We start from the raw sequence: 23,554 nt of genomic DNA, 5'->3' as shown, positions 1-23,554 counted from the left end.
GCCGGATGCAGTGAAAGCTGCACGTCCGCGTTCTGAAGGAGAGGTGTCCTGTGGTAACACAGGCATCGACTCTAATTTAGGGGAGGGGAGAGAGGTGACTCTCAAACCTCACCCGACTAATTGGTCGCTCGGTGTTCAGAAAACATGAACTGGAGTAGAGAATGATTAGACACAGCAATAACGCTAGTGAATCCTGGAGAACGTTGCCGTGACTTATTCCGCCGTGACTTATTCCGCCTACAAAAGCGAGTGTTCAAAGCTATTCGAGAGGGCGACAGGCGGAGAGCAGCTTCACTTCAGAAGCTGATTCTTAAATCCACCGCAGCGAGGCTAAGGGCAATACGCCAAGTCACGCAGCTCAATGCTGGAAAAAAGACTGCCGGAATTGATGGTAAGGCTTCCCTCTCATTCGAGGATAGATTCGCTTTGAGTGAACAACTCAAACAATCAGTTAACAATTGGAAGCACTCAAAACTACGAGAGATACCCATCCCTAAGAAAGATGGTAAGACTCGTATTCTGAAAGTCCCCACCATTGCGGACAGAGCATGGCAATGCCTTGTTAAATACGCACTGGAACCAGCACACGAGGCAACTTTCCATGCGAGGAGTTATGGATTTAGGGCAGGCAGATCGGCACACGACGCGCAGAAATATCTGTTCGACAATCTGAATTCCAGAGTAAATGGGATAGAAAAGCGGGTCATAGAACTCGATATCGAAAAGTGCTTCGACAGGATAAGCCACAAATCAATTATGGAACGGCTCATTGCCCCAACGGGTATAAAGCTCGGAATCTTCCGATGCCTCAAAGCAGGAGTCAACCCAGAATTCCCCGAACAGGGTACACCTCAAGGGGGTGTGGTGAGTCCCCTACTTGCCAACATTGCGTTGAATGGGATAGAGGACATACACCCATCAGTTCGTTATGCGGACGACATGGTTAGCGCGACACGATGTCGCATGTTGTGAGTGAGGAGGTGACTTCTCTAGGTTAGTGTCCAAACCTATCCTCAATCTCCAAGGGCATCACTGGTAACGGTGGGGTCTTTTGCAAGGAGGTAACGTCTAAGGAGCGTCCAAGCCATTTGGACAAACCGGGCAAGAGGAAGACTGAATGGGTGAACGCAAGTGAATCTCTGATGAGGCTGCGTGACGTCTGGTCATCGAAATATGGCTGATACGGTGATGAAGCCCACATTCCGCACCCTCAACTGGCACACACACAGTTGGGGTGGGAAGGAAGAGTCGATGGGTCGGTGAGATTTGAGTAATAAATACTCAGAAAGCCGTGTGACGAGCGCGATTTGTGGTCAATTTTGAAAAATACAGCCGACGGAAGTGCTTCTGTGAAAGATCGTTGGAGATTAAGTGCGCGCGACAACAACCAACCTGTGTCGCTCGAAAGCTTGGTAAAACGATTCAGGATGAAAATGTGCGATCGTGTAAATGAACAACAAAAACCAGTCGTCCCCTGTGCAGCGCTGCGGATAAAAATAGTCTAAACTCAGGTAGCAAACAACTCGCTCGAACTCAAGAAGCCCGTGCATCAAGCAACTGAGATAACCGTCTCTAACCTCGACCATCTTGGTCTGATAGCAGGTCTAGTTGATGAAATAGGAATTGTCCAAAAAATCAACGAGTTAATAGGGGAACAACCGGGTGAGATTGTCAGTCCGGGTCAGGCAGTCAAAGCGATGATTATCAATGGGTTAGGGCACGTTTGGGCTCCATTATACTTATTTCCCAAATTTTTTGAAGGCAAAGCAATCGAACATTTAATGGGTGAAGGTATTCAAGCATCACACCTTAACGAATACCGCTTAGGTAGAGTATTAGACAAGCTATATTTAGTAGGAAGGAGCCAAATATTTACTACTATCGCCGCTTCCGCAGCTCAAAAAATTGAGATCGATACAGGGACAGCTCATTTAGATTCAAGTTCCTTTCACCTGCATGGCAAATACGAATCAGAGCTAGCATCTGTATCTGTTATCGAGTCAGAAACGGCACTCGATCGCGGAGATCGCGATTCCACTAAACCTGTGTCATCGGCGGTGCCAATTAAGATTACCTACGGCTACTCCCGCGACCACAGGCCCGACTTAAAACAATTCATTTTAGATTTAATTTGTAGTAGGGATGGAGATGTACCACTATTTTTACGGGTGCGTTCGGGAAATGAATCAGATCGTGCCGTATTCACATCAATTTCTCAGGAGTTTAAACAACCGTTAAATCTGGACAGTTTAATGGTTGCTTCGGGTGCATTATATTGAGCCCCAAATTTCTCCATGTTAACCAATTTAAGATGGTTAACTCGCGTACCGTTGAGCCTAAAACAAGCGCAGCAACTGGTATTTCAGTTAAATGAAACAGAATTTAACTCTAGTTATGTGACGGGATATAGTTGGTCAGAACACAAAAGTAATTATGGTGGAATTACACAAAGATGGTTAGTAGTAGAGAGCAGTTTACGTCGTGATGCCGACCAACGTAAATTAGAAAAAAAACTCAAAAAAGCTGAAATTGAGGGTCAGAAAAAGTTGCGAGAGTTGTCAAATATTGAATTTGCTTGTGACACCGATGCCTTGTCAGCAGCCCGTCGTTTATCTACAGAAGTAAAATATCATAATTTCACCCAAATTAGTAGCAGACAATCGACAGCAAAATCCGATGCTAATTCGACCATATCTGACATTTATAGCTCTAAGTTAATATTTAAAGTTCAAGCACAACTAGAATTAGATGAAGCGTGCGGTAGCCAAGGCAACAAAAGCTAGTGGTAGATTTATCTTAGCTACTAATGTGCTGGAGGCATCACAATTAAATCCTGATGAAATGATTTTAAAATATAAGGAACAGCAGTCGGCAGAGAGAGGGTTTGGGTTTTTGAAAGACCCCTTATTTTTTACGGATAGCGTGTTTCTAAAGTCGCCGGAAAGAATCGAGGCTTTAACTTTGATAATGGGTTTGTGTTTTTTGGTTTATACTTTAGGTCAAAGGTTACTCCGGCAAAACTTGCAACTCACTAATAAAACCGTAAAAAATCAATTGGGTAAAGGAACCAATCGACCTACTTTGCGCTCGCTATTCAAAAGTTTTCAATCGATTAATGCCGTTTTTATTCAAGTAACTCAACAAGTTTCTAAGTTGACATCCGAACGGTTAGCTATCTTAAATTTGTTTCCAGTCACCTGTCGGTCTTATTATTTAGTGTTATGAAATGAAGTCGATTATTGATTGGTAAAACTGACTTACATTTAAATAATTGTTGATTCAGCAGTGATGTATTATTGTCATAATGCAGGCGATATGCTGGAAATTAATAGTTGTTAATGGTCTGATTTTTGACGTTTTATGGGTTAAGAAGATTTAATTTATGCCCTCACGTCAATTTTTAGGAATTCCTAACTGGGTGATGATCTCGTTGCATAGATTTTTGGGTGTTTTTACTCACGCTCTATCTCAGATGATTCACTTTTTCCCCCTCAATCCGCCGGTAGTGCCAGTTGGGGGTGCGGAATGTGGGTTGTAATTCTCGCCTTTACTTTTTACACAAGTCTATCATATCTTTAAAAAAATGGTATTAGATATTATCGCTCGCCTAACGGCTGCTGGCAATTTACAAGCCAATTTAATTAACCGAGGAGATGCAATTGAGGCATTACAGATTACTAGGGAAAGTTTGGTTTGTGCTTTGCGGACAGAAATAATTCTTAGGGAAAATCAGCAATTTATCGGTCGCCGTTACGAGTTATTTGCTAATATTGAAAGTAATTTGGCTGCTTTGATGGCGGTGGATGTGAGCGATCGGGCGACTGAATACGGGCGGTTGCTGAATGAGGCTTTGGAAATTGGGATGAGCGTACACAAAGAGGTAAGAAAGTTGCAAAATGGGCGTTAGAGTTGCTGGAGAGTTCCTGGTTTGTAGTAAAAGTAGTAACTGAGATATTGCACCATTTTTATGAACAGGCAAGATGCCTGTTCCACAAAGAGTGAATTTTCTTGTGGGAGTAGGGTTGGGCATCCTGCCCGCCCCTGAAAGGCTTATTGAAAATGGTGCAATATAGAAGTTACTACAATTTTTTTGACCATCGGAAATTTCAATCCTCAAAAATATCCAACTGTTCCCCCTCCGACTCTTTTTTACCATCTTTTTTAACACCTTTCCGCAGCCCGATCGCAATTTTGCTATGTTTCTCAATCTGCTTCATCACCTGTCTCGCCCTGTCAATCACCGACGGCGGCAAACCAGCTAATCTGCCCGCTTCAATTCCGTAAGATTTGTCAGCACCTCCCGGCTGAACTTGATGCAAAAATACGATTTGATCGGGCAATTCTTTCACTGTCACCTGATAATTGGCGACATTATCTAAAATAGAAGCTAACTCATTTAACTCGTGATAGTGAGTCGCAAAAATTGTCCGCGCCCGAATCTCAGTTGCTAAATATTCTGCTACAGACCAAGCAATAGAAAGTCCGTCAAAGGTTGCCGTTCCCCTGCCAATTTCATCTAACAACACCAATGATTGTGGCGTGGCGTGATTGAGAATATTTGCAGTTTCGTTCATTTCCACCATAAACGTAGATTGACCCGTTGCCAAATCATCTACTGCGCCGACGCGGGTAAAAATGCGATCGCAAATTCCCAAACTCGCAGCTTTCGCCGGCACAAAACTGCCCATCTGCGCCATTAACTGGATCAAACCCACCTGCCGCAAGTAGCAGCTTTTCCCGCTAGCATTCGGCCCGGTTAAAATAATTAAATCTGGGCGGTTTAGCGATTCTTCCCGACCCAAAAAAGCCGAATTAGGTACAAAAAATCCCGGCGGCAAAGACTTTTCCACCACCGGATGACAACCTTCAATAATTTTAATTTCCCGACTTTCTGTCATAGTCGGGCGGCAGTAATTCTGGTAAACTGCTACTTCTGCCAAACCGCACAAAACATCTGCCGCCGCCACGGCGCGGGAAACGTTGCGAATAATTTCGGCGTGTTCTCCTACCTCCGATCGCACTTTAGCAAAAATATCGTATTCCAATTGATTTAAATCTTCCCGCGCTGTCAGAATTCGGACTTCTCTTTCTTTTAATTCTTCAGTGCTATAACGTTCTTCATTGGTGAGAGTTTGCTTGCGGGTGTAGTCTTTCGGTACTTGGTCTACTTTCGATTTGGTAATGCTGATGTAATAGCCGAAAGCTTTATTGTAGCCGACTTTTAAATTAGAAATTCCGGTGCGTTTTCTCTCAGTTGCTTCTAAATTGGCAATCCATTCTTGGTCTGCTGATGCAGTTTGGCGCATTTCATCTAGCATCGGATTGATTCCCGATCGAATTAAACCTCCTTCTTTTAAATGAATCGGCGGTTCGTCAACTAAATGAGCGTGAATTTTACTTGCTAATTCTTCTAAAATGGGCGGTACATTTTGCAGCGCTTTCAAATAGGGCGATCGCCCTTGGGCTGCGATTGAGGCTAATTCCGGCAGTTTCGAGAGAGAATCAGCTAAAGCGACCAAATCCCGCGCGCTAGCTGTTCCAGAACCGGCGCGGCCTGTCAGTCTTTCGATGTCGTAAATTTGGCGCAGCAACTGCTGCAAATCTTGGCGCAGGGCGTTATTTTCTACTAATTCTTGGATCGTGTCGTGTCGGGCGCCAATGCCTTTAATGCTGAGCAAAGGTTGCAGCACCCAGCGGCGCAAAGCGCGGCCTCCCATTGCGGTGCTGGTTTTGTCTATAGCCCACAGCAGCGAACCGTGAAAAACCCCATCTCTCACTGTTTGAGTAATTTCGAGATTGCGGCGAGTTTGGTAGTCGAGTATGAGAAAATCGGTGAGAGTGTAAGTGTGCAATCTTTGCAAAGAAACTGCTTTTTCCTTTTGAGTTTCTTCGAGATATTGCAACAAACCGCCGGCGGCGCGCACTGCGAGGGGCAAATGGCCGCATCCCATGCCTTCGAGCGATCGCACTTTGAACTTTTGCAGGATTCTCTGTTTTGCTTCGGACAAACTAAACGGAATTTGCGATCGCAAAGAATAGCAAAACGAATTCGGCAAACACTCTGGTAAATGCTCGGATTTCTCTCCGGGCCTCAACATAGTCACCAAATCCGGCGCATTAGTCGGTACCAAGACTTCCGAAGGCTGCAAACGCAGCAATTCTAGGGTTAATTGTTCTAAACTGTCTGCTTGGGTAGTGACGAATTCTCCCGTAGAAATATCTGTATAAGCCAATCCCCAATGTTCCCCAGCAATGACGACTGCTGCTAAAAAATTATTTTGTCTGGGCTTAAGCATTCCGTCATCAGTCAAAGTTCCGGGAGTGAGAATGCGGGTAATTTCTCGCTTGACTTGGCGGCCTTCTTTCGCAGCTATCGAGGCATCTTCAACTTGATCGCAAACTACCACAGCATAGCCTTTTTCTACTAACATTGAGGTGTAGCGGTCTAGGGCGTGGTGCGGCACTCCTGTCATCGGCACTCTGCCAATTTCCTTGCCGCTTTCTTTACTCGTACAAACAAGTTCTAATTCGCGCGAAATCGTAACTGCATCTTGGAAAAAACACTCAAAGAAATCTCCGACTCGAAACAATAAAAGTGCATGGGGATACTGTTCTTTCACTTCCACATACCGCTGCATCATCGGAGTTAGCTTGGTGAATTCTAGTAGGCGGTGGTCGGCATTGCGGATGTTGGCTTGATTGGGGTCTGTTGGGGTAGATGCAGTGTAAGGCATAAAAGGCGATCGATAAATTTTAATCTTTAACAACTTTAGCGCAAGCTCGGCTTTTAGCTATAACTAATGATACAATATTTGACGATTAATCCCCCTTAAGCAGGGTGCGTAATTCTCAAGATTTGGGCGGAGTGTTGACCTCTACAAAAGTCACGCGCCCTGCTTAATAATCTATAAACCCGCTTTTACTTAAGAAGTTTTCGGTCGGCTTTTATCTAAAGTGAGCAAAGGCATCGGTCATAGTGAGATTAAGTGAGAAAAATTTATTTTTTGTGAGATGAGAGCGATCGCCGATCGACAAAAACAACCTCATCCATCTCGTTATTAGCTGTTCTAGCAGATGTTGAACGAAGACCGAAGTTGCAATCTTCCCCAAGGATTTAGCAATTAAGAATGTTCTAACCGTCGGGCGCGGTTGCTATAACTGTTGGCAGTTAACGGAAAAATGTAAAATTTCCCGCACTTTAGGGGCAGAAACTTTACATTTTTGGTATTGAAAACAGCCGGAAGATAGATTTTTAAATTATACCTTGGATAGAGAGAATATATATTTTATATGCTTAAAATTAAAAACATCCAAGCGAGTAATTGATCGGCTTAGTAAAGGTAAGATTTAGAATCAAAAATTTGCTAGCTAGTAGTTAACTAGAGGAAAAAAATAATGAAAGCTCTTTGCTGGCACGGAGCAAATGATGTGCGCGTTGATAATGTACCAGACCCAACAATTATCAATCCGCGCGATGCAATAGTTAAAATCACGTCTACAGCAATCTGCGGCTCAGATTTGCACCTCTACAATGGCTTCATCCCGACAATGCAATCGGGCGACATCATGGGGCACGAATTCATGGGGGAAGTAGTCGAACTCGGCAGCCAAGTCAAGAACTTAAAAAAGGGCGATCGCGTCGTGATTCCTTTTACTATTTCTTGCGGCAGTTGCTTTTTTTGCAACCGCGATTTGTGGTCGCTGTGTGACAACTCCAACCCCAATGCTGGGCTGGCTGAAAAAATGTTCGGTCATTCCCCGGCAGGATTATTTGGCTACTCGCATTTAACGGGCGGTTATGCAGGCGGACAAGCAGAATACGCGCGAGTTCCGTTTGCAGATGTCGGCCCTTTAAAAATTCCCGACGGACTTTCTGACGAACAAGTATTGTTCCTCACCGATATCTTTCCTACTGGTTATATGGCGGCCGAAAACTGCGACATTCAGCCGGGGGATACTGTAGCTGTTTGGGGATGCGGGCCAGTCGGACAATTTGCGATCAGAAGCGCGTTTATGCTGGGGGCCGATCGAGTAATTGCGATCGACCGCATACCGGAACGCTTGCAAATGGCGGCCGCGGCCAAAGCTGAAATCATCAATTACGAAGAAATAGACGCCGGGGAAGCCGTCACCGAAATGACGGGGGGACGCGGGCCCGACTCCTGCATCGACGCTGTGGGGATGGAAGCCCACGGCACCGGTCTCGACGCTTTGTACGACAAAGCCAAGCAAGCCGTGCGTTTGGAGAGCGATCGACCTACGGCCCTGCGACAAGTGATCCTCGCGTGTCGCAAGGGCGGCACAGTGTCAATTCCCGGCGTTTACGGCGGCTTCGTTGACAAAGTGCCATTAGGTGCAGCTTTCAACAAAGGCTTGACCATGAAAATGGGACAGACGCACGTTCACCGCTATTTGCGGCCTTTGCTTGATCGCGTTCAAAAAGGCGAAATTGACCCGTCATTCGTAATTACGCACCGAATGAAATTGGATGAAGCGCCCCACGCCTACGACATTTTCAAAAACAAAAAAGACAACTGCATCAAAGTTGTCCTCAAACCCTAACTCGCATTTACCCTTTAAGGAGAAACTATGCTTTTACAAGAAAAAGAATCAGGCGACTTGATAGAAATCCTCGATGTAGATGCTTTAATCAGCCCTACAAAACAAGAAGTGCCGGGAAAAAATCAAGCTGGTCAGGAAGAGCAAGAGAAAGCAACTTTTGCAAAAAGCAATTTAGTGTTTCCTTCCGGTGAAACTCTGCCGCGCTGTTGGACTGAGGAAAATTATCAAACTAGCTGATTCAAGGGAAACCCCCAACCTAATACCCAGAGCCCCGACTTCTTTAAGAAGTCGGGGCTTTAAGAGTTTTAGGTAAAAAGGGAGATTAATTCTTAACGATCCACTCGACTTGATGCGCTTCTGTGATGTCTGGAATATCCAGTCGCGCAGCTAATTTGCGAATGACTGCTTCCGGTACTGTTGCTGTGCGCGATCGATTCCGCTGCAATATTTCTTCTAGAGGTACTTCTAGATAAACAATGCGAATGCGCGCTTGATAAGCAGCAAAAAAATTAATTAATTGCTGCCGCATTTGTTTGGTAGTATTCGTGGCGTTCCACACAAAAGAACGCTCCTCATTCATGTATTCCCGTGCTCTTTTTTTGGCGGCTGTGACCACATTTCCAGGGGTCTCGTCGGGAGGGAGATTCATCTCTTTTCGCAGTGCATCCAGCGAGATTAATGGCAAATATGGGAGATTTTTCCGAATCCAATAATCTTTACCGCTTCCTGGCAAGCCAGACATCAAAATTACTTCGCATTTAGTGTCGTCAAATGCTTCGTAATCCGGGTTGCCGTTCTCTTTGCGGAAGTAGATAAATCGGCTGTGTGCTGAGGGGAATTGTCTGGGAGAATCCCAACAATTATTTTCTTGACAAAACTCCCGAAATAGTTCTATTTTATCCAGAAGTTCTTGTCTGTCGCTACACAGTCGGCCGCGCACGTCTGCTTCGGCTAAAAGTGCGAGGAAATCGCAGCGGACAACTTGACTAACTTTAATTACAGACTGCTGTGGGTTGGGTTTGTCGATCAGCCAGATGGGTAAACTGCCGAATTGGACGATCGCCACAACTGTTTCGCGAATCTCAAACTGCACAGGCGGCTCGAATTGAGATAAAATTTGTCTGACCATTCTCGCACCTTGGCGGGCGTGACCTTTTGAACTAATTCTGCCGTCGGCTTCTATTTTTGTAAAGGCTGGTTTGGCGACATCGTGCAGCAAAGCGGCGGCAAAAAGTATCGATCGTTCTTTTTGGGGAAGTTGCCGCCAATTTGGAGAAGATGTTAATGCTTCGCAGACCATTCTGGTATGAATTAAAACGTCTCCTTCGGCATGGTAAATCGGGTCTTGCTGACATCCTTTAAGGCTGTCAATCCAGTCGAAATGATTTTGAATACCCTCCCAATCCAGGAACCAATCGGGCGGTTGGGGACAAAAGGGAAAAGTCCAAGTTGGCAAGGGCGATAACAGTGTATTCATAAATTCACCTACTGGTTAACTAAAATTAAATAAATCTGTACCGGGACGCAGAATATTTGGTACAATTGGGCGATTGAGCCAATGTCCTTCGGCATTTTTAATAGCCGTCAAAAAGCTGGCACGCACGTATTTGTAACGCGCTTTTACTATGCCATATTCTTCGACTTTAATGTACAGACCTTCCATAATCTCACTCTTGTCAGTCTCTTTCAAACATCGTTCTTCATCTAATCCCAATTCCCCGCAGTACAAACGCAATCGCTCCAAATGTCCAGGTTGAATAAAATTAGATTTTTCCATAAACTGCATCATTTGCTTGGGCGATTTCAGCACTCCCGAAAACAGCACGGGAACGGACACTAACGGCAGTCCGCTTAACAACTTGCGGCGGGATTCTGTACTCAGAAATTGACTGGTTTCTAAGTCGAGCACGTCGTATTCCATAAAATAGTGCGGCAAAAAATCATAAAAAACAGTGTGTTTCGCATAAAGCCATTCGCCGTAAAGAATGTAGCGATTTCCCAGCACTTCTCCCAGGGTTCCGCTGAGACTGAAAGCCCACTGTTTGAATAAGTTAAAATGTTTTTCCCTCGGCCCGCCGGTGAGATAGTGGCCGCGACTTTGCAGCAGCATTTGTCCATCGGGTGCGAAGCTGATGCCTGTATTAGCGCCGTCTACCTTTTCTTCTATAATTAGAGGGCGATCGATCAAAACGCTAAATGGCACGCTGTCGAGGTCTTCATCTCCCGGCTGGAAACGCGAACCTTCGATGTGATAAGTTCTAGGATATTTAACAATTTTGAGCATCAGCCAATCCCTTTTATATTTTAGATTTGAGAGGCGACCCCATCCATTTTAGATTGTAGTAATTTTAGATTTGAGATTTTATAATTTAGAGGCGATCGAATCTATTTAACCATTATAATGGAATGAGCACAAAGGAGCGTGTAAGTTGAAAAATCAAAGTTTCCAGAGCATATCATCAGCACTCGCTGGGATTCTATTAGTAGGCGCGCTACTCATCGCCTTAAACTCTTTTGTCATCATCAATCCAGGTGAAGCAGGGGTGGTCAGCGTTTTAGGAAAAGCCACAGATGGAGCATTGTTAGAGGGGTTTCACCTCAGACCCCCGCTAATATCCAAGGTAGATGTGTACGATGTAACAGTGCAAAAATTTGAAGTTCCCGCCCAGAGTGCTACTAAAGACCTCCAGGATTTAAATGCTAGTTTTGCGATCAATTTTCGCCTTGATGCTGAGAAAATAGTGGAGATCAGAAGGACTCAAGGAACTTTGGAGAATATAGTCTCAAAAATTATTGCTCCTCAGACGCAAGAAGCATTTAAAACAGCCGCTGCACTGAGAACCGCCGAACAATCTATTACTCAAAGAAGTGAACTGAAGCGAGACTTTGATACTGCGCTGAAGGAGAGGCTATCAAAGTATGATGTAATCGTACTAGATACGAGCGTGGTTAACATTCGATTCTCCGCAGATTTTGCGAAAGCGGTTGAGGAGAAACAGGTTGCTGAACAGCGGGCGCAAAGGGCTGTTTATGTGGCTCAGGAAGCAGAACAACAGGCTCAAGCTGACATTAACCGCGCTCAAGGTAGGGCTGAAGCTCAAAGGCTGTTGGCTGAAACTTTGAAGGCTCAGGGCGGCAATTTAGTTCTGCAAAAAGAGGCGATCGAAGCTTGGAGAAGCGGCGGGGCTCAGATGCCAAAAGTGCTAGTTATGGGCGCAGGTTCGAGTCGGGTTCCTTTCATTTTTAATATGAACGATATTCAGGAAGAACCCGATCGCCCGCAAGTGACCAACAATTAAAATATGGCTGAGGGTTACAAACTGGGTGCTTCCGAAAATATTGGCTTTGCTAACCAGAAATCTCGCAATAAACCGGGTTTCCTCAGAAAGTGCACATAAGTCCTATGAGAGTTGCGGGAATATGCTACACTTCTGAAAGCCACAATATAACGACAGTTTGAAACCTGTCGTTATAAAAGCGAAGTCCGCAATTAACACGCAGGCAACACACTCATTTTAGGAAGCCAGGAGAAATCATGACCCGCGCTATTATGGAAACCGACAAAGGCACAATCAATTTGGAATTGTTCGATGCGGATGCGCCTAACACAGTGAAAAATTTTGTTGACTTAGCGGAAAAAGGTTTTTACGATGGATTGACGTTTCACCGAGTCATTCCTAACTTTATGATTCAAGGTGGCTGTCCAAAAGGCAATGGAACTGGCGGCCCCGGCTACAAAATCAAGTGCGAAATTAACTCCAACAAACATTTGGCAGGAACTTTATCGATGGCTCACGCAGGCCGCGATACGGGTGGCAGCCAATTCTTTATTTGCCATTCTCCCCAGTCTCATCTAGATGGAGTGCACACAACTTTTGGCAAAACTGAGGATATGTCTGTCGTCAATGCTATCCGCCAAGGTGACAAGATTATTTCGCTCAAAATTGAGCATTAATTTTCCTTAATGAGTTGCGTTTGTAGTAAGGACTTTAGTCCTTATTGCAAACAAAACTTGTGAAAGTTAAAAGTTAGAAAATCTACAATTTATGACCTATAATTTCTTGATGGTATCCGCCACGTGATTTATGCGTGGAATCAATCCCAAATCCCAAATCCTTGCATCCTCAAGCCCCCGGATTTATCCGTGGTGTCAATCTAAAATCTAAAATCTAAAATCTAAAATCGAATGACTGTTATCAATGATTCTGCTGTGGTGGCCCAGTTAACTGAACTATATTTAAAATACGAAAAAGCTCTGTGTACGAATGATATTGAAACTCTCGATAATTTGTTCTGGGATGCGCCGGAAGTTGTGCGGTTTGGGGTGACGGAGAACCTGTACGGGAGCGATGAGGTGAGGGCTTTTCGCAAAGGGCGATCGCCTGTAAATGTCGATCGAGAAATGTTCAACCTCAAAGTCGTGACTTTCGATGCAGACACGGCGGCGGTGACGCTGGAATTCCGCCGTGTGATGGATGGAGTGGTGCGGCTGGGGCGGCAGAGTCAGATGTGGCGCAAGTTTCCTCAAGGGTGGAAGATTGTTTCGGCTCACGTTTCTTTTTTGCCGCTGGAGGGATGAGGGGTGACACACCTCCGAGCAAGGTGAAATAATTTCCCCTGTCGGTATTTGAATTTAATTATTGTTGAGCCATTTAATTCCGCAGATATTCTTTTTTTCCTTTACTATTAGTGCCTGTCTCTGCCTTGTCACCTATCTTCTGCTTTCTTGGTTCTCCACTTTTGCAGTAGCTTCCTCATTACCGCTATTTTCCCTGCTACGCTCCTCTAATACAGTTCATATTTGAGCAAAGTACACGGAATCGATCCATTAAAAACCGGAATCCGCCGCGATGTCCTGAGCCCCACCTTTTTACCCAACTCCTTATTTCCAGTCAAAATAAACGCATTCCAACCTTTAAAACGATGCTTAAAAATATCCCCCAACATCTTGTACAAATCTCCCAATTCGCTAGCATCTCCCAGGCGCTCTCCGTAGGGAGGATTGCAAATCAGCACTCCTTTGTCTGCGGGGGCTTCCAACTGGGATAACTCGGTTTGAGCAAACTGAATCTTACCGGAAATACCAGCTTGCTGCGCGTTCGTGCGAGCTTGAGTTAACATATCGAAATCGCGATCGCACCCTGCAATCACCTCTTTAAGTTCCGGTAACTCACTATTTTCAGCTTCCGCCCACAATTTATCCCACAAAGGTTCGTCAAAATCCCGCCAAGTCATAAATCCAAACTTTTCTCGAAACAATCCCGGTGCAATATTCAAGGCCTTTAAAGTCGCTTCCAAAGGCAAAGTTCCAGAACCGCACATCGGGTCTAAAAACGGCAAATCAGGCGTCCATTCTGCCATCTCCAACAAAGCGGCAGCTAGGGTTTCTTTGAGGGGAGCAAGCCCCATCGCCGGTCGATATCCCCGACGGTGCAAACTGCCTCCAGAACTGTCTAAACTTAAAATAGCTCTATCTTGATGAATGTGAATGTTAATTAGCAAATCGGGATGCTCTACATCAACATTAGAACGCTTGTTAAATTGAAGGCGCTGTTGGTCGGCGATCGCATTTTTGACCTGCAAAGCTGTAAAGTGAGTGTGGTTCAACTTTTCGTTGCCGCCGGTGCAGTTTACTGCTAAAGTATTTTCTGGATATAAGTATTCGTCCCAAGGGATTTTTTGCACTTCGCGGTAGAGCATATCCGAGTTGTAACACCGGAATTCGGCGATCGGCATTAGCACTCGAAAAATCGTTCTCGACCAAAGATTGACGCGGTACAATAAAGCGCGATCGCCCGCAAAATAAACCCCTGTAAAATCTGGCTTGACATCCTCGGCCCCTAAACGTTCTAATTCTTGGGCGGCAATAGTTTCTAAACCGCGCGCAACTGTAGCAAAATATTGATTCATTGATAATTGATAATTGGTAATTGCTTTTTTTCGATCGCTCTAAATTAGATAGTAGCTGGTTTAAATCCTAACTCTCACAAACAATACTCTACCTTAAGCTAGATGCCTCGGTAAAAAAAATACTAATTTTCCGAACAGCTTTGTTAACAGGCGATCGCCCGAACCCGCACCCAATCTACCTTACCGACACAAAAACCCACCTCCTCCGGGTGGGTTTCCGGGCACCTCACCTTTGCAAGTCACAAACTGTCAGTAATACTCGTGAAATTAAAAGCTTTCACGCGCACTCCGGGTACGACACTACCGCCGTAACGCTTCACCGCACTAACGGCATCCACATCGCGCAACATATCAGGTAAAACTTGATTGAAACGCAAGTTTTTAATCGGGTAAGCAATTTTGCCATCCTCAATCCAAAAAGTACCATCGCGAGTCATCCCCGTTACTTCCAATGTTTTCGGATTAACGTAGCGCACGTACCAAGCTCGACTAACAAAAATTCCTTGCTCGGTTTGAGCAATTAAATCTGCTAAACTTTGGTCGGAACCTGTCATTACGATCGGGTAATAAGCACCTTTTGCCTCTTTGCCTTTTTGTGCCGCCCAGTAGCGGGAATAAGACAAACTTTGAGGCACGCCATCTTTGACGATTTCCAAATAGTTATTGCTCAATCCGTCGCCAAAAAAAGTATTCGATCGCAACAAAGGATGAGCCGGATCGCGCTGCACTTGCACTAACGGGCTGAAAAGTTGTTCCCCCGCGCGGTTTCCCGCTGGTTTTCCCTCTGCATCGGCGATCGACATAAACGATCGCCCCTCATCCGCCGCCCTCGCATCCAGCCCCCAAATCACCCACGGTAGCAAGCCCGCAAAAGCAGCGCCGTCAAAGATTACAGGATAAACGCCGGGAGTGACTTCGCGGGGGTTGCGGGATGCGATCGCCCGATCGAGCACTTGTTCTGCTAATTCGGCGATCGGCAATTCGTTGATACTCCAAGCAGTGCTCTTCGCCCAACTAGAACCGTCTTCAACGCGAGCAGTAAAGCTGAAATCAGCGTGTGTAGAGTTGTTGCAGGCGCGGAGTCCGGTTGACGAGGCGATCGCGTACAGCGACGCCTCAGTGCTCAAAGTGCCCGAACCGTGAGCCCCCCCCTGGGAGGATCTCGCGCACGCTTGCTGCACCATTTCTGCCCGCGCTAGAGGCGATATAGTTGCGGTTGCTGCGTCGAATGCGGGCGATCGCAAATCGTAGGTTTGAGGCGGCAGCAGCGGCATCCATTCGGGGTCTGCCGGCGCAATTCGGGCCAATTCTTCCGATCGCTTGACTGCAGAGGCGATCGCATCTTGATCAAATTCTGTAACAGCAGCAGAGGCGCTTTTGTTACCGAAATAGCTAGTAATGCTCAGGCTAAATACAGTTTTGCTGATATTTTGGCTGATTTGATTTTCCGAGAAGCGGGAAAGAGATTCCTCGCCAGTAGAGAGACTGACAAATACTTCCTCTGCTTTGGAGAGTTTGACTGCTTTTTCTACTAAAGATAACGCTTGGTCTTCACTTAAAAGTGCGGGCGATGTTGTTACGAGCATAAGCTAAAGTCCCGGAAGATTTGTTGTATTTGAAAATACGTTTAGCCGCAATACTACGGTTAACTCGCCTGTACTAAAGAGCGTACTGCTAACACTTCATCTGCTCGCAGAGGTTCCACATCTGAAGGAGAAACAGCCACAACTAAAATCGATTCTCCTAAAGCATTAAATATTTCTAGAACGCAGCCATCATCTTCGCCTTCCCTTGGATGAGGTACCCGATCCACTAGCATGGCTACATCACCTTTTTTGAGCTGATATAGCGGCATATCCCGACACAATGCTACACGCTGGTAAAGTTCAAGTTTCACGTCGAGACTCCTTTTTGGGTTTGAGAGTAATAAAATGAAAACTTCCGTCAATTTGCCACTGCAACCAAATTGTAACAACTGCTAAATTACGTCCATTAGCCCCTGGCAACTCACCTTCGGCGCGAAAGAACTTTCCGAATTCATTAGCACCATTTTCTACTGCCTCAGCCGACGCTATCAAAAACTGGATGGCTGCTAACAAAGCTTCTGGGTTATCTTGACTAAAACCCCCTTGAGCGAGAAATTTTGACTTGTCATCTTGTGCTTTGGCAACAAGTAAATAGCGCGTCAACTTTGCTTCGGGTATGATAGCATCCGCTGGAATTTTCACATTAAAAACCTACCATCTAATTAAGAATTTCCCCCAATTTGAATATCTCTCACTCGCACCGGCACACAAGCGTGAGTCATCTGAGCAACCTGCATCGGTTCACCTTTGCCGCACATATTCGTGCCGCACTGAACCAGCTCCGACGCCGGCCCGATCGCATCTATTTGATTCCAGAAATCAGTAGTCATTGCTTGATAAGTTACATCCTTCAACATACCGACAATTTTACCTTTTTCCACCTTCCAAAAAGCATCGCCGCCGAATTGAAAATTGCGCCGCTGCTGGTCGATGGAATAACTACCCATACCGTCGATTAAAATCCCGTCTTCGGTATCAGCAATCATCTCTGCCAAAGTAGCAGTATGGCTGCCGCCATCCGGGCCCGGCTCCAATCCCAAATTGGGAATTCTCACCATCGGCACGCTCGACCAACTGTCAGCGTAAGCAGAACCGTTGCTGCTACCGCGTCCGAGGCGATAAGCCGTCTCTCTGTCAGTGAGATAATCAACTAAAATTCCATCCTTGACAACGTACCACTCTTGTGATTTTACGCCCTCATCATCGTAACCCATTGTACCGCGGCCACCTGGTTGAGTGCGATCGCACTTAAAATTCACCCAAGGTGCAGCGTATTGCAGTTTATTTAACTTATCAGTAGTAGCAAAGCTAGTGCCAGCAAAATTAGATTCGTAACCGTAAACCCGGTCTAATTCAGTTGGATGACCGACAGATTCGTGGATTGTCAAAAACAAATTTGTCGGCTTAAGAATCAGGGATTTGCAAATACCAGCCGGGACTGTGGGAGCGCTGACTTTCTCAATAGCTTCGGCGGCAACTCTTTCGACTTGACTCAACAAATCATCTGGATTAATATGTTCGTAACCGATATTCAGCGGCGGGCGTTCGTAACTGCGACTTTGGGCATCGCCGCCCGCAATTGCCGTACAGTCAAAACCCGGATAGCTGCGGTAGATTGTTTGTTCGATTAGCGAGCCTTCTGTGGAAGCAAAAACCTTGTCCTCGCGGCTTGACTGCAAAAAAGAAGAAGCTTTTTTGATGCCTTGTGCGCCGTGTGCTAGCAGCCGCTCGTTGATAGTTAGCAGCAGTTCAGCTTTCTCAGCAACGGGTACAGAAAAAGGGTCAATGGCGATCGGAGTAATGTAGGTATCGACATATTTTTCGACAGGCACTAACCGCACCGGTTCCTTCTGAGTTAAGCGGCTGCCTTTAGCGATTTCTACAGCCAAAGCGACTATTCTTGCAACCTCTGCGGGTGTTTTGCTGTGACTGGCGGCAAACCCCCAAGCGCCGTCTAGAAGCACTCGCACGCCAAAACCGGAACTTACGTTATCGGACAGTTGACTTAAAGATCGATCGCGCGCGTAAAGATTCTGCTTTCGGTAAGTGCAAAAACGCACATCACCGTACTCGCAACCTGTTTTCCGAATCAAATCTACAGCTAAATTTGCTAACTCGTTAGCAGAGATTTTTGCAGTTAATTGCACCATAGTTATTCGTCATTCGTCGTTAGTTGTTAATTATTATAGCGCTTTTCAATTTTTTGAACCATTTTCAACAAGCCTGCTATGGGCGGGCAGGATGCCCACCAAACAATAAATTCACTCTTTGTGGAACAGGCATCTTGCCTGTTCTTAAAAATAGTACAAAGAGTGAGTTTATTGGCGGGCAGGATACCCACCCCACAATAAATTCACTCTTTGTGGAACAGGCATCTTGCCTGTTGTTTATCATTGGGCAATATCTCAGTTTAATCTCACTCCATCTCCTGCAAAACCCCGGTTAAAATTTCCACAAGGCGATCGATATGTTCTTTCTCAATAATCAGCGGTGGCGACAAAGCAATAATATCACCAGTCGTGCGAATCAGCAAGCCTTTTTCATAGCACTGAATAAAACAATCAAAAGCCCGTTTCCCCGGCTTCCCAGCAATAGATTCCAACTCAATACCCGCCACCAGTCCCAGATTCCGAACATCAATTACGTGCCGCACCCCCTTCAAAGAATGCACCGCATTTTCCCAATAACCAGCCATCTTATCAGCTCGTTCAAACAGCCTTTCTTCCTCATAAATATCCAGCGTCGCCAGAGCAGCGGCACAAGCCAGAGGATGACCAGAATAAGTATAACCGTGAAAAAGCTCGATCGCATTTTCAGGAGCATTCATAAAAGCATCATAAATGCCTTCTTTCACAAACACCGCCCCCATCGGCACCGTACCGTTAGTTATACCTTTCGCCGCCGTCACAATATCGGGAACAACCCCAAAATATTCCGTAGCAAAACTAGATCCTAGTCGCCCGAATCCGGTAATTACCTCATCAAAAATCAGCAGAATTCCGTATTTGTCGCAAATCGCCCGCAGTCGCTCCAAATAACCTTTCGGGGGAATCAAAACCCCTGTAGAACCAGCCACTGGTTCCACAATTACCGCTGCAATATTCGACGCATCGTGCAAAGCGACAATCCGCTCCAATTCATCCGCCAAATGCGCTCCCCATTCCGGTTGTTTGCGGCTGAAAGCATTGTGTTCGAGATTGTGAGTGTGAGGCAAATGATCGACTCCCGTGAGCAAACTGCCAAAAAACTTGCGGTTTGTACCGATACCGCCGACAGAAATCCCCCCAAAACCAACGCCGTGATAGCCGCGTTCCCTACCGATCAATCTTTGGCGAGTTCCTTCACCTTTCACCCGGTGATAAGCAATCGCAATTTTTAACGCTGTTTCCACCGATTCCGAGCCAGAATTAGTAAAGAAAACGCGATCGAAATTGCCCGGAATCATCTTCACCAAACGTTCCGCTAATTCAAAAGCACCCGGATGTCCCATCTGAAAAGCCGGAGAGTAATCCAAACGCAAAACCTGCTGTTTAACTGCTTCGGCAATTGTCTCGCGGGCGTGTCCTGCATTCACGCACCACAGCCCCGCAGTACCATCTAAAATTGAGCGGTTATCATCGCTTGTAAAGTGCATATCTTTTGCCGAAACCAATATTCGCGGATTCGCTTTAAACTGTCGGTTGGCAGTGAAGGGCATCCAGTAAGCGTCCATATTTGTCATCGTTTTTTTATTTTTTTATATTGATGATTCTGCCTCCAAACTATAACTTGCTACCGATTGCCGATCGCCAGACGCTTATTATAATTTTACAAATATCTCTTTGCTGTTTTAATTAAAGCTTAGTTTATGATAGACTTAGGTATTAGACGGAGACTCGATCATGTCACTAACTGTCAAAGACTTAGAAAAAGTACAAGCCGAACATCCTGAATGGCGACTAGAGTTAATACAGGGGAATATCATTGCAATGGGCCCATGCGATTACACCTCAGATGAAATTGGTTCTCGGTTAATTATTCTTTTGGGAATCTGGGTACTGCCACGCAAGCTGGGTCGATTAACGGGTTCCAGCGCTGGCTTTATTTTACCAAATAGTGACTTGCGCGCACCAGATGTATCTTTTGTCAAAGCAGAAAAGCTGAAGCGGAGTCGGCGGGATTTTGTAGAATTGGTTCCTGACTTGATGGTGGAAATTAAATCTAAAACCGCTCGCATCAAACCTATCAAAGAAAAAATACAATCATTTTTGAGTCTTGGAACGGAAGTGGGAATATTGATTGACCCGGACAGATTAACTCTCACAGTATATCGTACAGCAGCCGAGCCGGAAGTGCTCAGAGATGGAGACATATTGACAATTCGAGAGTTTTTCCCTGGCTGGGAATTGCCAATTTCTGACTTGTGGCCACCCGTTTTTGATTGAAAAATTAGTCGGTTCGTAGTAAGGAATGCAAGTCCTCTCTATGAAGAAGGACTTGCATTCCTCACTACGAACCATTGAGAGAAGCTTACACAGTTAATTCACGATCGCCTCCACAGACTCATGCTGCAACAAACCAGTTAGCATTTTCACAGGCCTCTCCCCGTAGGGCCACGCGAAAGCATGGCGGAAAGCAGCTTCTTGACACGCTTGCAACTGCCGAAAATCAATGATATCCAAAGTTAACAAATTCTCGTACTCGAAAGGCAATCGCACGTTGTGCAATCCCGCGTTGTCAGTGCAAATGGCAATATCCACGCCAGCTTCAAAACATCGATCGAACACAACCTTCAATTCCCGCATATCCTGCAACGTCCCCGTTTTGAGATAGGTAGTCGGGCAAACTTCCAAGCATTGACCCCTGCGCGCGACTTCTGGCAGCAGTTCGGGATATTTTAACGGAATTTGAATCCCGTGGCCGATCCGCATCAGATAGGGCAAAAGTTCGGGATAACAGCCAGAGGTAGTTTCGTAGAGGTGGCCGGTAGTTTTGATGCCGATCGACCTCGCGTACTGATACAATCCGACAAACTCCTCCAAACGCTCGCCAATAGCCGCATCGCCGCCAGCTAGATCGATCGCGCAAACGTATTCTCCCATTTGTGCGGCCAAGTCTACGATCGCCCGATTCACTTCATAAGGCAAACGCGAGTGCATACACAAAATTTGGCTAGTAACAATCGGACAATCGCTAATTTGACTGGCCTTGCCCACAACTTGTACAATTTCTGCCATCAAATCAATGCGTTCTGATTGATCCAAATGTTCTGGAGTCCGCAAATAAGGCGTATAGCGCAACTCCAAATAAGCCATATTTTCAAACACGTAAGCGCCCCGCATCAACCGATAGATAAAATAAGGCAACGTCTCAACAGTTTGAACGCTTTCTACCAGCGTGTGCAGTTCCAAATACTCATTGAGAGTATTGCGTGGACGAGTGTAAAAATCCTCAAACTCCGAGTATTGTTGAAATCGATTAACCATCTCAGCATTGTGGCGATCGAAATACCGCCACAGCACCCTAGGAACGACAGAACCACCCAGATGGCGGTGCAACTCAGCGTGTAAAGTCATGCGATTTTAGATTTTAGATTTTAGATTGAAAGAATTGAAGGATTGAAGAATTGAAGGATTGAAGAATTTGTAATTTAGTCCTATACGCATCAGTGGCCAGAAACCGGGTTTTCCGCCATACCAGCCAACAACCTCCAGCAGGTAAACTGTTCCACATTTAAGCTGCACATTGGATTCCCATAAAAACTCATCAAATCCTCTCTCATTCTCCCCTCTCCCATTCTCCCCCTCTCGGGATCTCCCTTCCCAAGTCCCCCGATAGTGCTGGAAGTGGGTTGATCAGAGCAATACAGCCTCAAGTCTTTCAATTGTAACAAAAATTTATTTGACATCCGGGACACGTTCGTACATAATCGGAGATTGTGTCAACCTGAACTGAACGCGAGAAACCCTTGGCTAACGTAGTTGTGATCGGCGCCCAGTGGGGCGATGAAGGAAAAGGCAAAATTACCGATTTGCTCAGCAAATCCGCAGATATCGTTGTCCGCTACCAAGGGGGCGTCAACGCGGGTCACACCGTGGTAGTAAACGGTCAGACTTTCAAGCTGCACTTAATTCCGTCCGGGATTCTCTACCCTGATAAAGAGTGTATCATCGGCTGCGGCACGGTGATCGACCCTAAAGTTTTAATTGCAGAGTTAGACCAGTTAGAGGCACTGAATATTTCAACAACCTCGCTGATGATTTCGGAGACGGCTCACGTAACGATGCCCTATCATCGATTAATTGATGTAGCATCGGAAACCCAGCGGGGAAATTATAAAATCGGGACGACGGGACGCGGCATTGGCCCTACTTACGCCGACAAGTCGGAACGCACTGGCATTCGGATGCTAGATTTAATGGACTTGGATGGGTTGCAAGAACAATTGGAATGGACGATTAATTGTAAAAATGTCCTTCTCGAAAAACTCTACAATTTGCCGCCTTTAAATCCGCAAGAGGTAATTGATGAATATCGAGTTTATGCGGAACGTTTGCGGCCGCACGTAGTTGATAGTTCCCTGAAGATTTATGAGGGACTTCAAAAGCGGAAAAATATTCTGTTTGAAGGCGCGCAAGGCACTTTATTAGACTTAGATCACGGTACTTATCCTTACGTTACTTCCAGCAATCCCATCGCTGGTGGGGCTTGTGTGGGAACCGGAGTCGGCCCAACAGCGATCGATCGCGTAATTGGCGTAGCAAAAGCTTATACAACCCGCGTCGGAGAAGGCCCCTTCCCTACCGAAATGGTAGATGGAATTGGCGCAATTTTGGGCGAGAGAGGTGCAGAATTCGGCACGACAACCGGTAGGAAACGCCGCTGCGGTTGGTTCGACGCAGTAATCGGCCGCTACGCAGTCCGCATCAACGGCCTTGACTGTCTGGCAATTACCAAACTAGATGTGTTGGATGAATTAGAAGAAATAAAAGTTTGCGTTGCTTACGAAATTGACGGCGAGAAATGTGTTGATTTCCCGAAAAGTTCCCGGATATTTGCTCGCTGCAAACCTATTTACGAAACCCTTCCCGGTTGGAAACAGTCTACGGAAGAGTGCCGGAATTTGGAAGATTTGCCGCAGCAAGCATTGGATTATCTGAAGTTTTTGGCAGATTTGATGGAAGTGCCGATCGCGATCGTTTCTCTCGGTGCGAGCCGCGACCAAACTATTATTGTAGAAGACCCGATTCACGGCCCGAAACGCGCTTTGCTCTCTGCTGACGGTACGCCTGTAGCAGCACACTCGTAATCATTGGTCGAAACTTAACGTCAAACCCAGTCAGAGACTGCTGTTTGACTATTAAATCTAGATCCCCCCTTAGCTTGCCCCCTACTCAACCCCTACTCCCCTTAAGAAGGGGGGGACAAGACTCTTCTCAAAGTCAACCCCTACTCCCCTTATTAATGGGGAGTAGGGGGTATGCGAGGGGGATCTAGACTACAATAAAAGTGAGATT

The 23,554-nt window shown here is 45.8% G+C and carries 21 protein-coding genes and 1 pseudogene; 11 read left to right on the top strand and 11 right to left on the bottom strand.

The genetic code is table 11. From position 1 onward, the window contains the following. Nucleotides 1–186 precede the first annotated feature (186 nt). On the top strand, nucleotides 187–972 hold the full coding sequence (locus QUB06_RS01415; protein WP_445251354.1) for a reverse transcriptase domain-containing protein: 786 nt from the start codon (nucleotides 187–189) through the stop codon (nucleotides 970–972). 395 nt (nucleotides 973–1,367) lie between these two features. Here the strand turns inward: QUB06_RS01415 and QUB06_RS01410 are convergent, their stop codons facing one another. Next, entirely contained in the window at nucleotides 1,368–1,550 is a 183-nt protein-coding gene (locus tag QUB06_RS01410) for a hypothetical protein (RefSeq protein ID WP_333280177.1), read from the bottom strand. On the opposite strand from QUB06_RS01410, the pseudogene QUB06_RS01405 reads away from it, so the two are divergent. The 3 genes and pseudogenes from QUB06_RS01405 (at nucleotide 1,545) to QUB06_RS01395 (ending at nucleotide 3,907) form a co-directional block, all read left to right on the top strand. Further along, a pseudogene (locus tag QUB06_RS01405) lies at nucleotides 1,545–3,225 on the top strand (IS1634 family transposase). The gene QUB06_RS01410 and the pseudogene QUB06_RS01405 overlap by 6 nt on opposite strands. Nucleotides 3,226–3,382: 157 nt before the next feature. Next, nucleotides 3,383–3,538 (top strand): hypothetical protein, encoded by a 156-nt coding sequence (locus QUB06_RS01400; protein ID WP_333433917.1) that lies wholly within the window; start codon nucleotides 3,383–3,385, stop codon nucleotides 3,536–3,538. A gap of 45 nt (nucleotides 3,539–3,583) precedes the next feature. Next, nucleotides 3,584–3,907, top strand: a complete 324-nt coding sequence (locus tag QUB06_RS01395) for a hypothetical protein (RefSeq protein WP_333433916.1) — start codon at nucleotides 3,584–3,586, stop codon at nucleotides 3,905–3,907. A 199-nt stretch (nucleotides 3,908–4,106) separates the two neighbouring features. On the opposite strand, the gene mutS is transcribed toward QUB06_RS01395, so the two are convergent. After that, on the bottom strand, nucleotides 4,107–6,734 hold the full coding sequence (gene mutS, locus QUB06_RS01390; protein ID WP_333433915.1) for a DNA mismatch repair protein MutS: 2,628 nt from the start codon (nucleotides 6,732–6,734) through the stop codon (nucleotides 4,107–4,109). A 661-nt stretch (nucleotides 6,735–7,395) separates the two neighbouring features. Here mutS and QUB06_RS01385 point away from each other — a divergent pair. Next, the gene (locus QUB06_RS01385) at nucleotides 7,396–8,562 is read left to right on the top strand and encodes a zinc-dependent alcohol dehydrogenase (RefSeq protein ID WP_333433914.1); all 1,167 of its coding nucleotides are present in this window, start codon (nucleotides 7,396–7,398) and stop codon (nucleotides 8,560–8,562) included. 27 nt (nucleotides 8,563–8,589) lie between these two features. Beyond that, entirely contained in the window at nucleotides 8,590–8,799 is a 210-nt protein-coding gene (locus tag QUB06_RS01380) for an acetyltransferase (RefSeq protein WP_333433913.1), read from the top strand. Nucleotides 8,800–8,884: 85 nt separating this feature from the next. Here QUB06_RS01380 and QUB06_RS01375 read toward each other — a convergent pair whose 3' ends face one another. Together QUB06_RS01375 and QUB06_RS01370 are read right to left on the bottom strand one after the other, a co-directional pair. Further along, a complete protein-coding gene (locus tag QUB06_RS01375; protein ID WP_333433912.1) occupies nucleotides 8,885–10,039 on the bottom strand; it encodes an AAA family ATPase in 1,155 nt (384 codons plus the stop codon). A gap of 15 nt (nucleotides 10,040–10,054) precedes the next feature. After that, entirely contained in the window at nucleotides 10,055–10,846 is a 792-nt protein-coding gene (locus QUB06_RS01370) for an RNA ligase family protein (protein ID WP_333433911.1), read from the bottom strand. 145 nt (nucleotides 10,847–10,991) lie between these two features. On the opposite strand from QUB06_RS01370, the gene QUB06_RS01365 reads away from it, so the two are divergent. The 3 genes from QUB06_RS01365 (at nucleotide 10,992) to hpxZ (ending at nucleotide 13,141) form a co-directional block, all read left to right on the top strand. Continuing rightward, entirely contained in the window at nucleotides 10,992–11,861 is an 870-nt protein-coding gene (locus QUB06_RS01365) for a prohibitin family protein (RefSeq protein ID WP_333433910.1), read from the top strand. A gap of 236 nt (nucleotides 11,862–12,097) precedes the next feature. Then, the gene (locus tag QUB06_RS01360) at nucleotides 12,098–12,517 is read left to right on the top strand and encodes a peptidylprolyl isomerase (RefSeq protein WP_333433909.1); all 420 of its coding nucleotides are present in this window, start codon (nucleotides 12,098–12,100) and stop codon (nucleotides 12,515–12,517) included. Nucleotides 12,518–12,748: 231 nt separating this feature from the next. Next, nucleotides 12,749–13,141, top strand: coding sequence for an oxalurate catabolism protein HpxZ (gene hpxZ, locus QUB06_RS01355; RefSeq protein WP_333433908.1), 393 nt, complete (start codon nucleotides 12,749–12,751; stop codon nucleotides 13,139–13,141). Nucleotides 13,142–13,347: 206 nt separating this feature from the next. Here the strand turns inward: hpxZ and QUB06_RS01350 are convergent, their stop codons facing one another. From QUB06_RS01350 to QUB06_RS01325, 6 genes are all read right to left on the bottom strand, one after another. Further along, entirely contained in the window at nucleotides 13,348–14,472 is a 1,125-nt protein-coding gene (locus QUB06_RS01350; RefSeq protein ID WP_333433907.1) for a THUMP domain-containing protein, read from the bottom strand. Between the two features lie 239 nt (nucleotides 14,473–14,711). After that, nucleotides 14,712–16,058 carry a TldD/PmbA family protein gene (locus tag QUB06_RS01345; protein ID WP_333433906.1) on the bottom strand — a complete coding sequence of 449 codons (1,347 nt, stop codon included), beginning with the start codon at nucleotides 16,056–16,058 and terminating at the stop codon, nucleotides 14,712–14,714. Between the two features lie 59 nt (nucleotides 16,059–16,117). Beyond that, nucleotides 16,118–16,369 (bottom strand): DUF4926 domain-containing protein, encoded by a 252-nt coding sequence (locus tag QUB06_RS01340; RefSeq protein WP_333144873.1) that lies wholly within the window; start codon nucleotides 16,367–16,369, stop codon nucleotides 16,118–16,120. Then, on the bottom strand, nucleotides 16,359–16,700 hold the full coding sequence (locus QUB06_RS01335; RefSeq protein ID WP_333280146.1) for a DUF6883 domain-containing protein: 342 nt from the start codon (nucleotides 16,698–16,700) through the stop codon (nucleotides 16,359–16,361). The genes QUB06_RS01340 and QUB06_RS01335 overlap by 11 nt, the downstream gene beginning before the upstream one ends. Nucleotides 16,701–16,720: 20 nt before the next feature. Next, the gene (locus QUB06_RS01330) at nucleotides 16,721–18,208 is read right to left on the bottom strand and encodes a TldD/PmbA family protein (protein ID WP_333433905.1); all 1,488 of its coding nucleotides are present in this window, start codon (nucleotides 18,206–18,208) and stop codon (nucleotides 16,721–16,723) included. 266 nt (nucleotides 18,209–18,474) lie between these two features. Beyond that, nucleotides 18,475–19,779, bottom strand: coding sequence for an aspartate aminotransferase family protein (locus QUB06_RS01325; protein ID WP_333433904.1), 1,305 nt, complete (start codon nucleotides 19,777–19,779; stop codon nucleotides 18,475–18,477). Nucleotides 19,780–19,939: 160 nt separating this feature from the next. Here QUB06_RS01325 and QUB06_RS01320 point away from each other — a divergent pair, with 160 nt between their 5' ends. Next, nucleotides 19,940–20,482, top strand: coding sequence for a Uma2 family endonuclease (locus QUB06_RS01320; RefSeq protein ID WP_333433903.1), 543 nt, complete (start codon nucleotides 19,940–19,942; stop codon nucleotides 20,480–20,482). A 93-nt stretch (nucleotides 20,483–20,575) separates the two neighbouring features. Here the strand turns inward: QUB06_RS01320 and QUB06_RS01315 are convergent, their stop codons facing one another. After that, complete coding sequence (locus QUB06_RS01315; protein ID WP_333433902.1) at nucleotides 20,576–21,613, bottom strand: adenosine deaminase; 1,038 nt, start codon at nucleotides 21,611–21,613, stop codon at nucleotides 20,576–20,578. 392 nt (nucleotides 21,614–22,005) lie between these two features. Between QUB06_RS01315 and QUB06_RS01310 the strand changes: the two genes are divergently transcribed. Then, on the top strand, nucleotides 22,006–23,346 hold the full coding sequence (locus QUB06_RS01310) for an adenylosuccinate synthase (protein WP_333433901.1): 1,341 nt from the start codon (nucleotides 22,006–22,008) through the stop codon (nucleotides 23,344–23,346). Nucleotides 23,347–23,554 lie beyond the last annotated feature (208 nt).

It is taken from the genome of Microcoleus sp. D2_18a_D3, assembly GCF_036702455.1.
Classification (GTDB): domain Bacteria; phylum Cyanobacteriota; class Cyanobacteriia; order Cyanobacteriales; family Microcoleaceae; genus Microcoleus.
The sequence above is the reverse complement of the archived record's forward strand: the minus strand, read 5'-3'. Positions and strand labels throughout refer to the sequence as shown.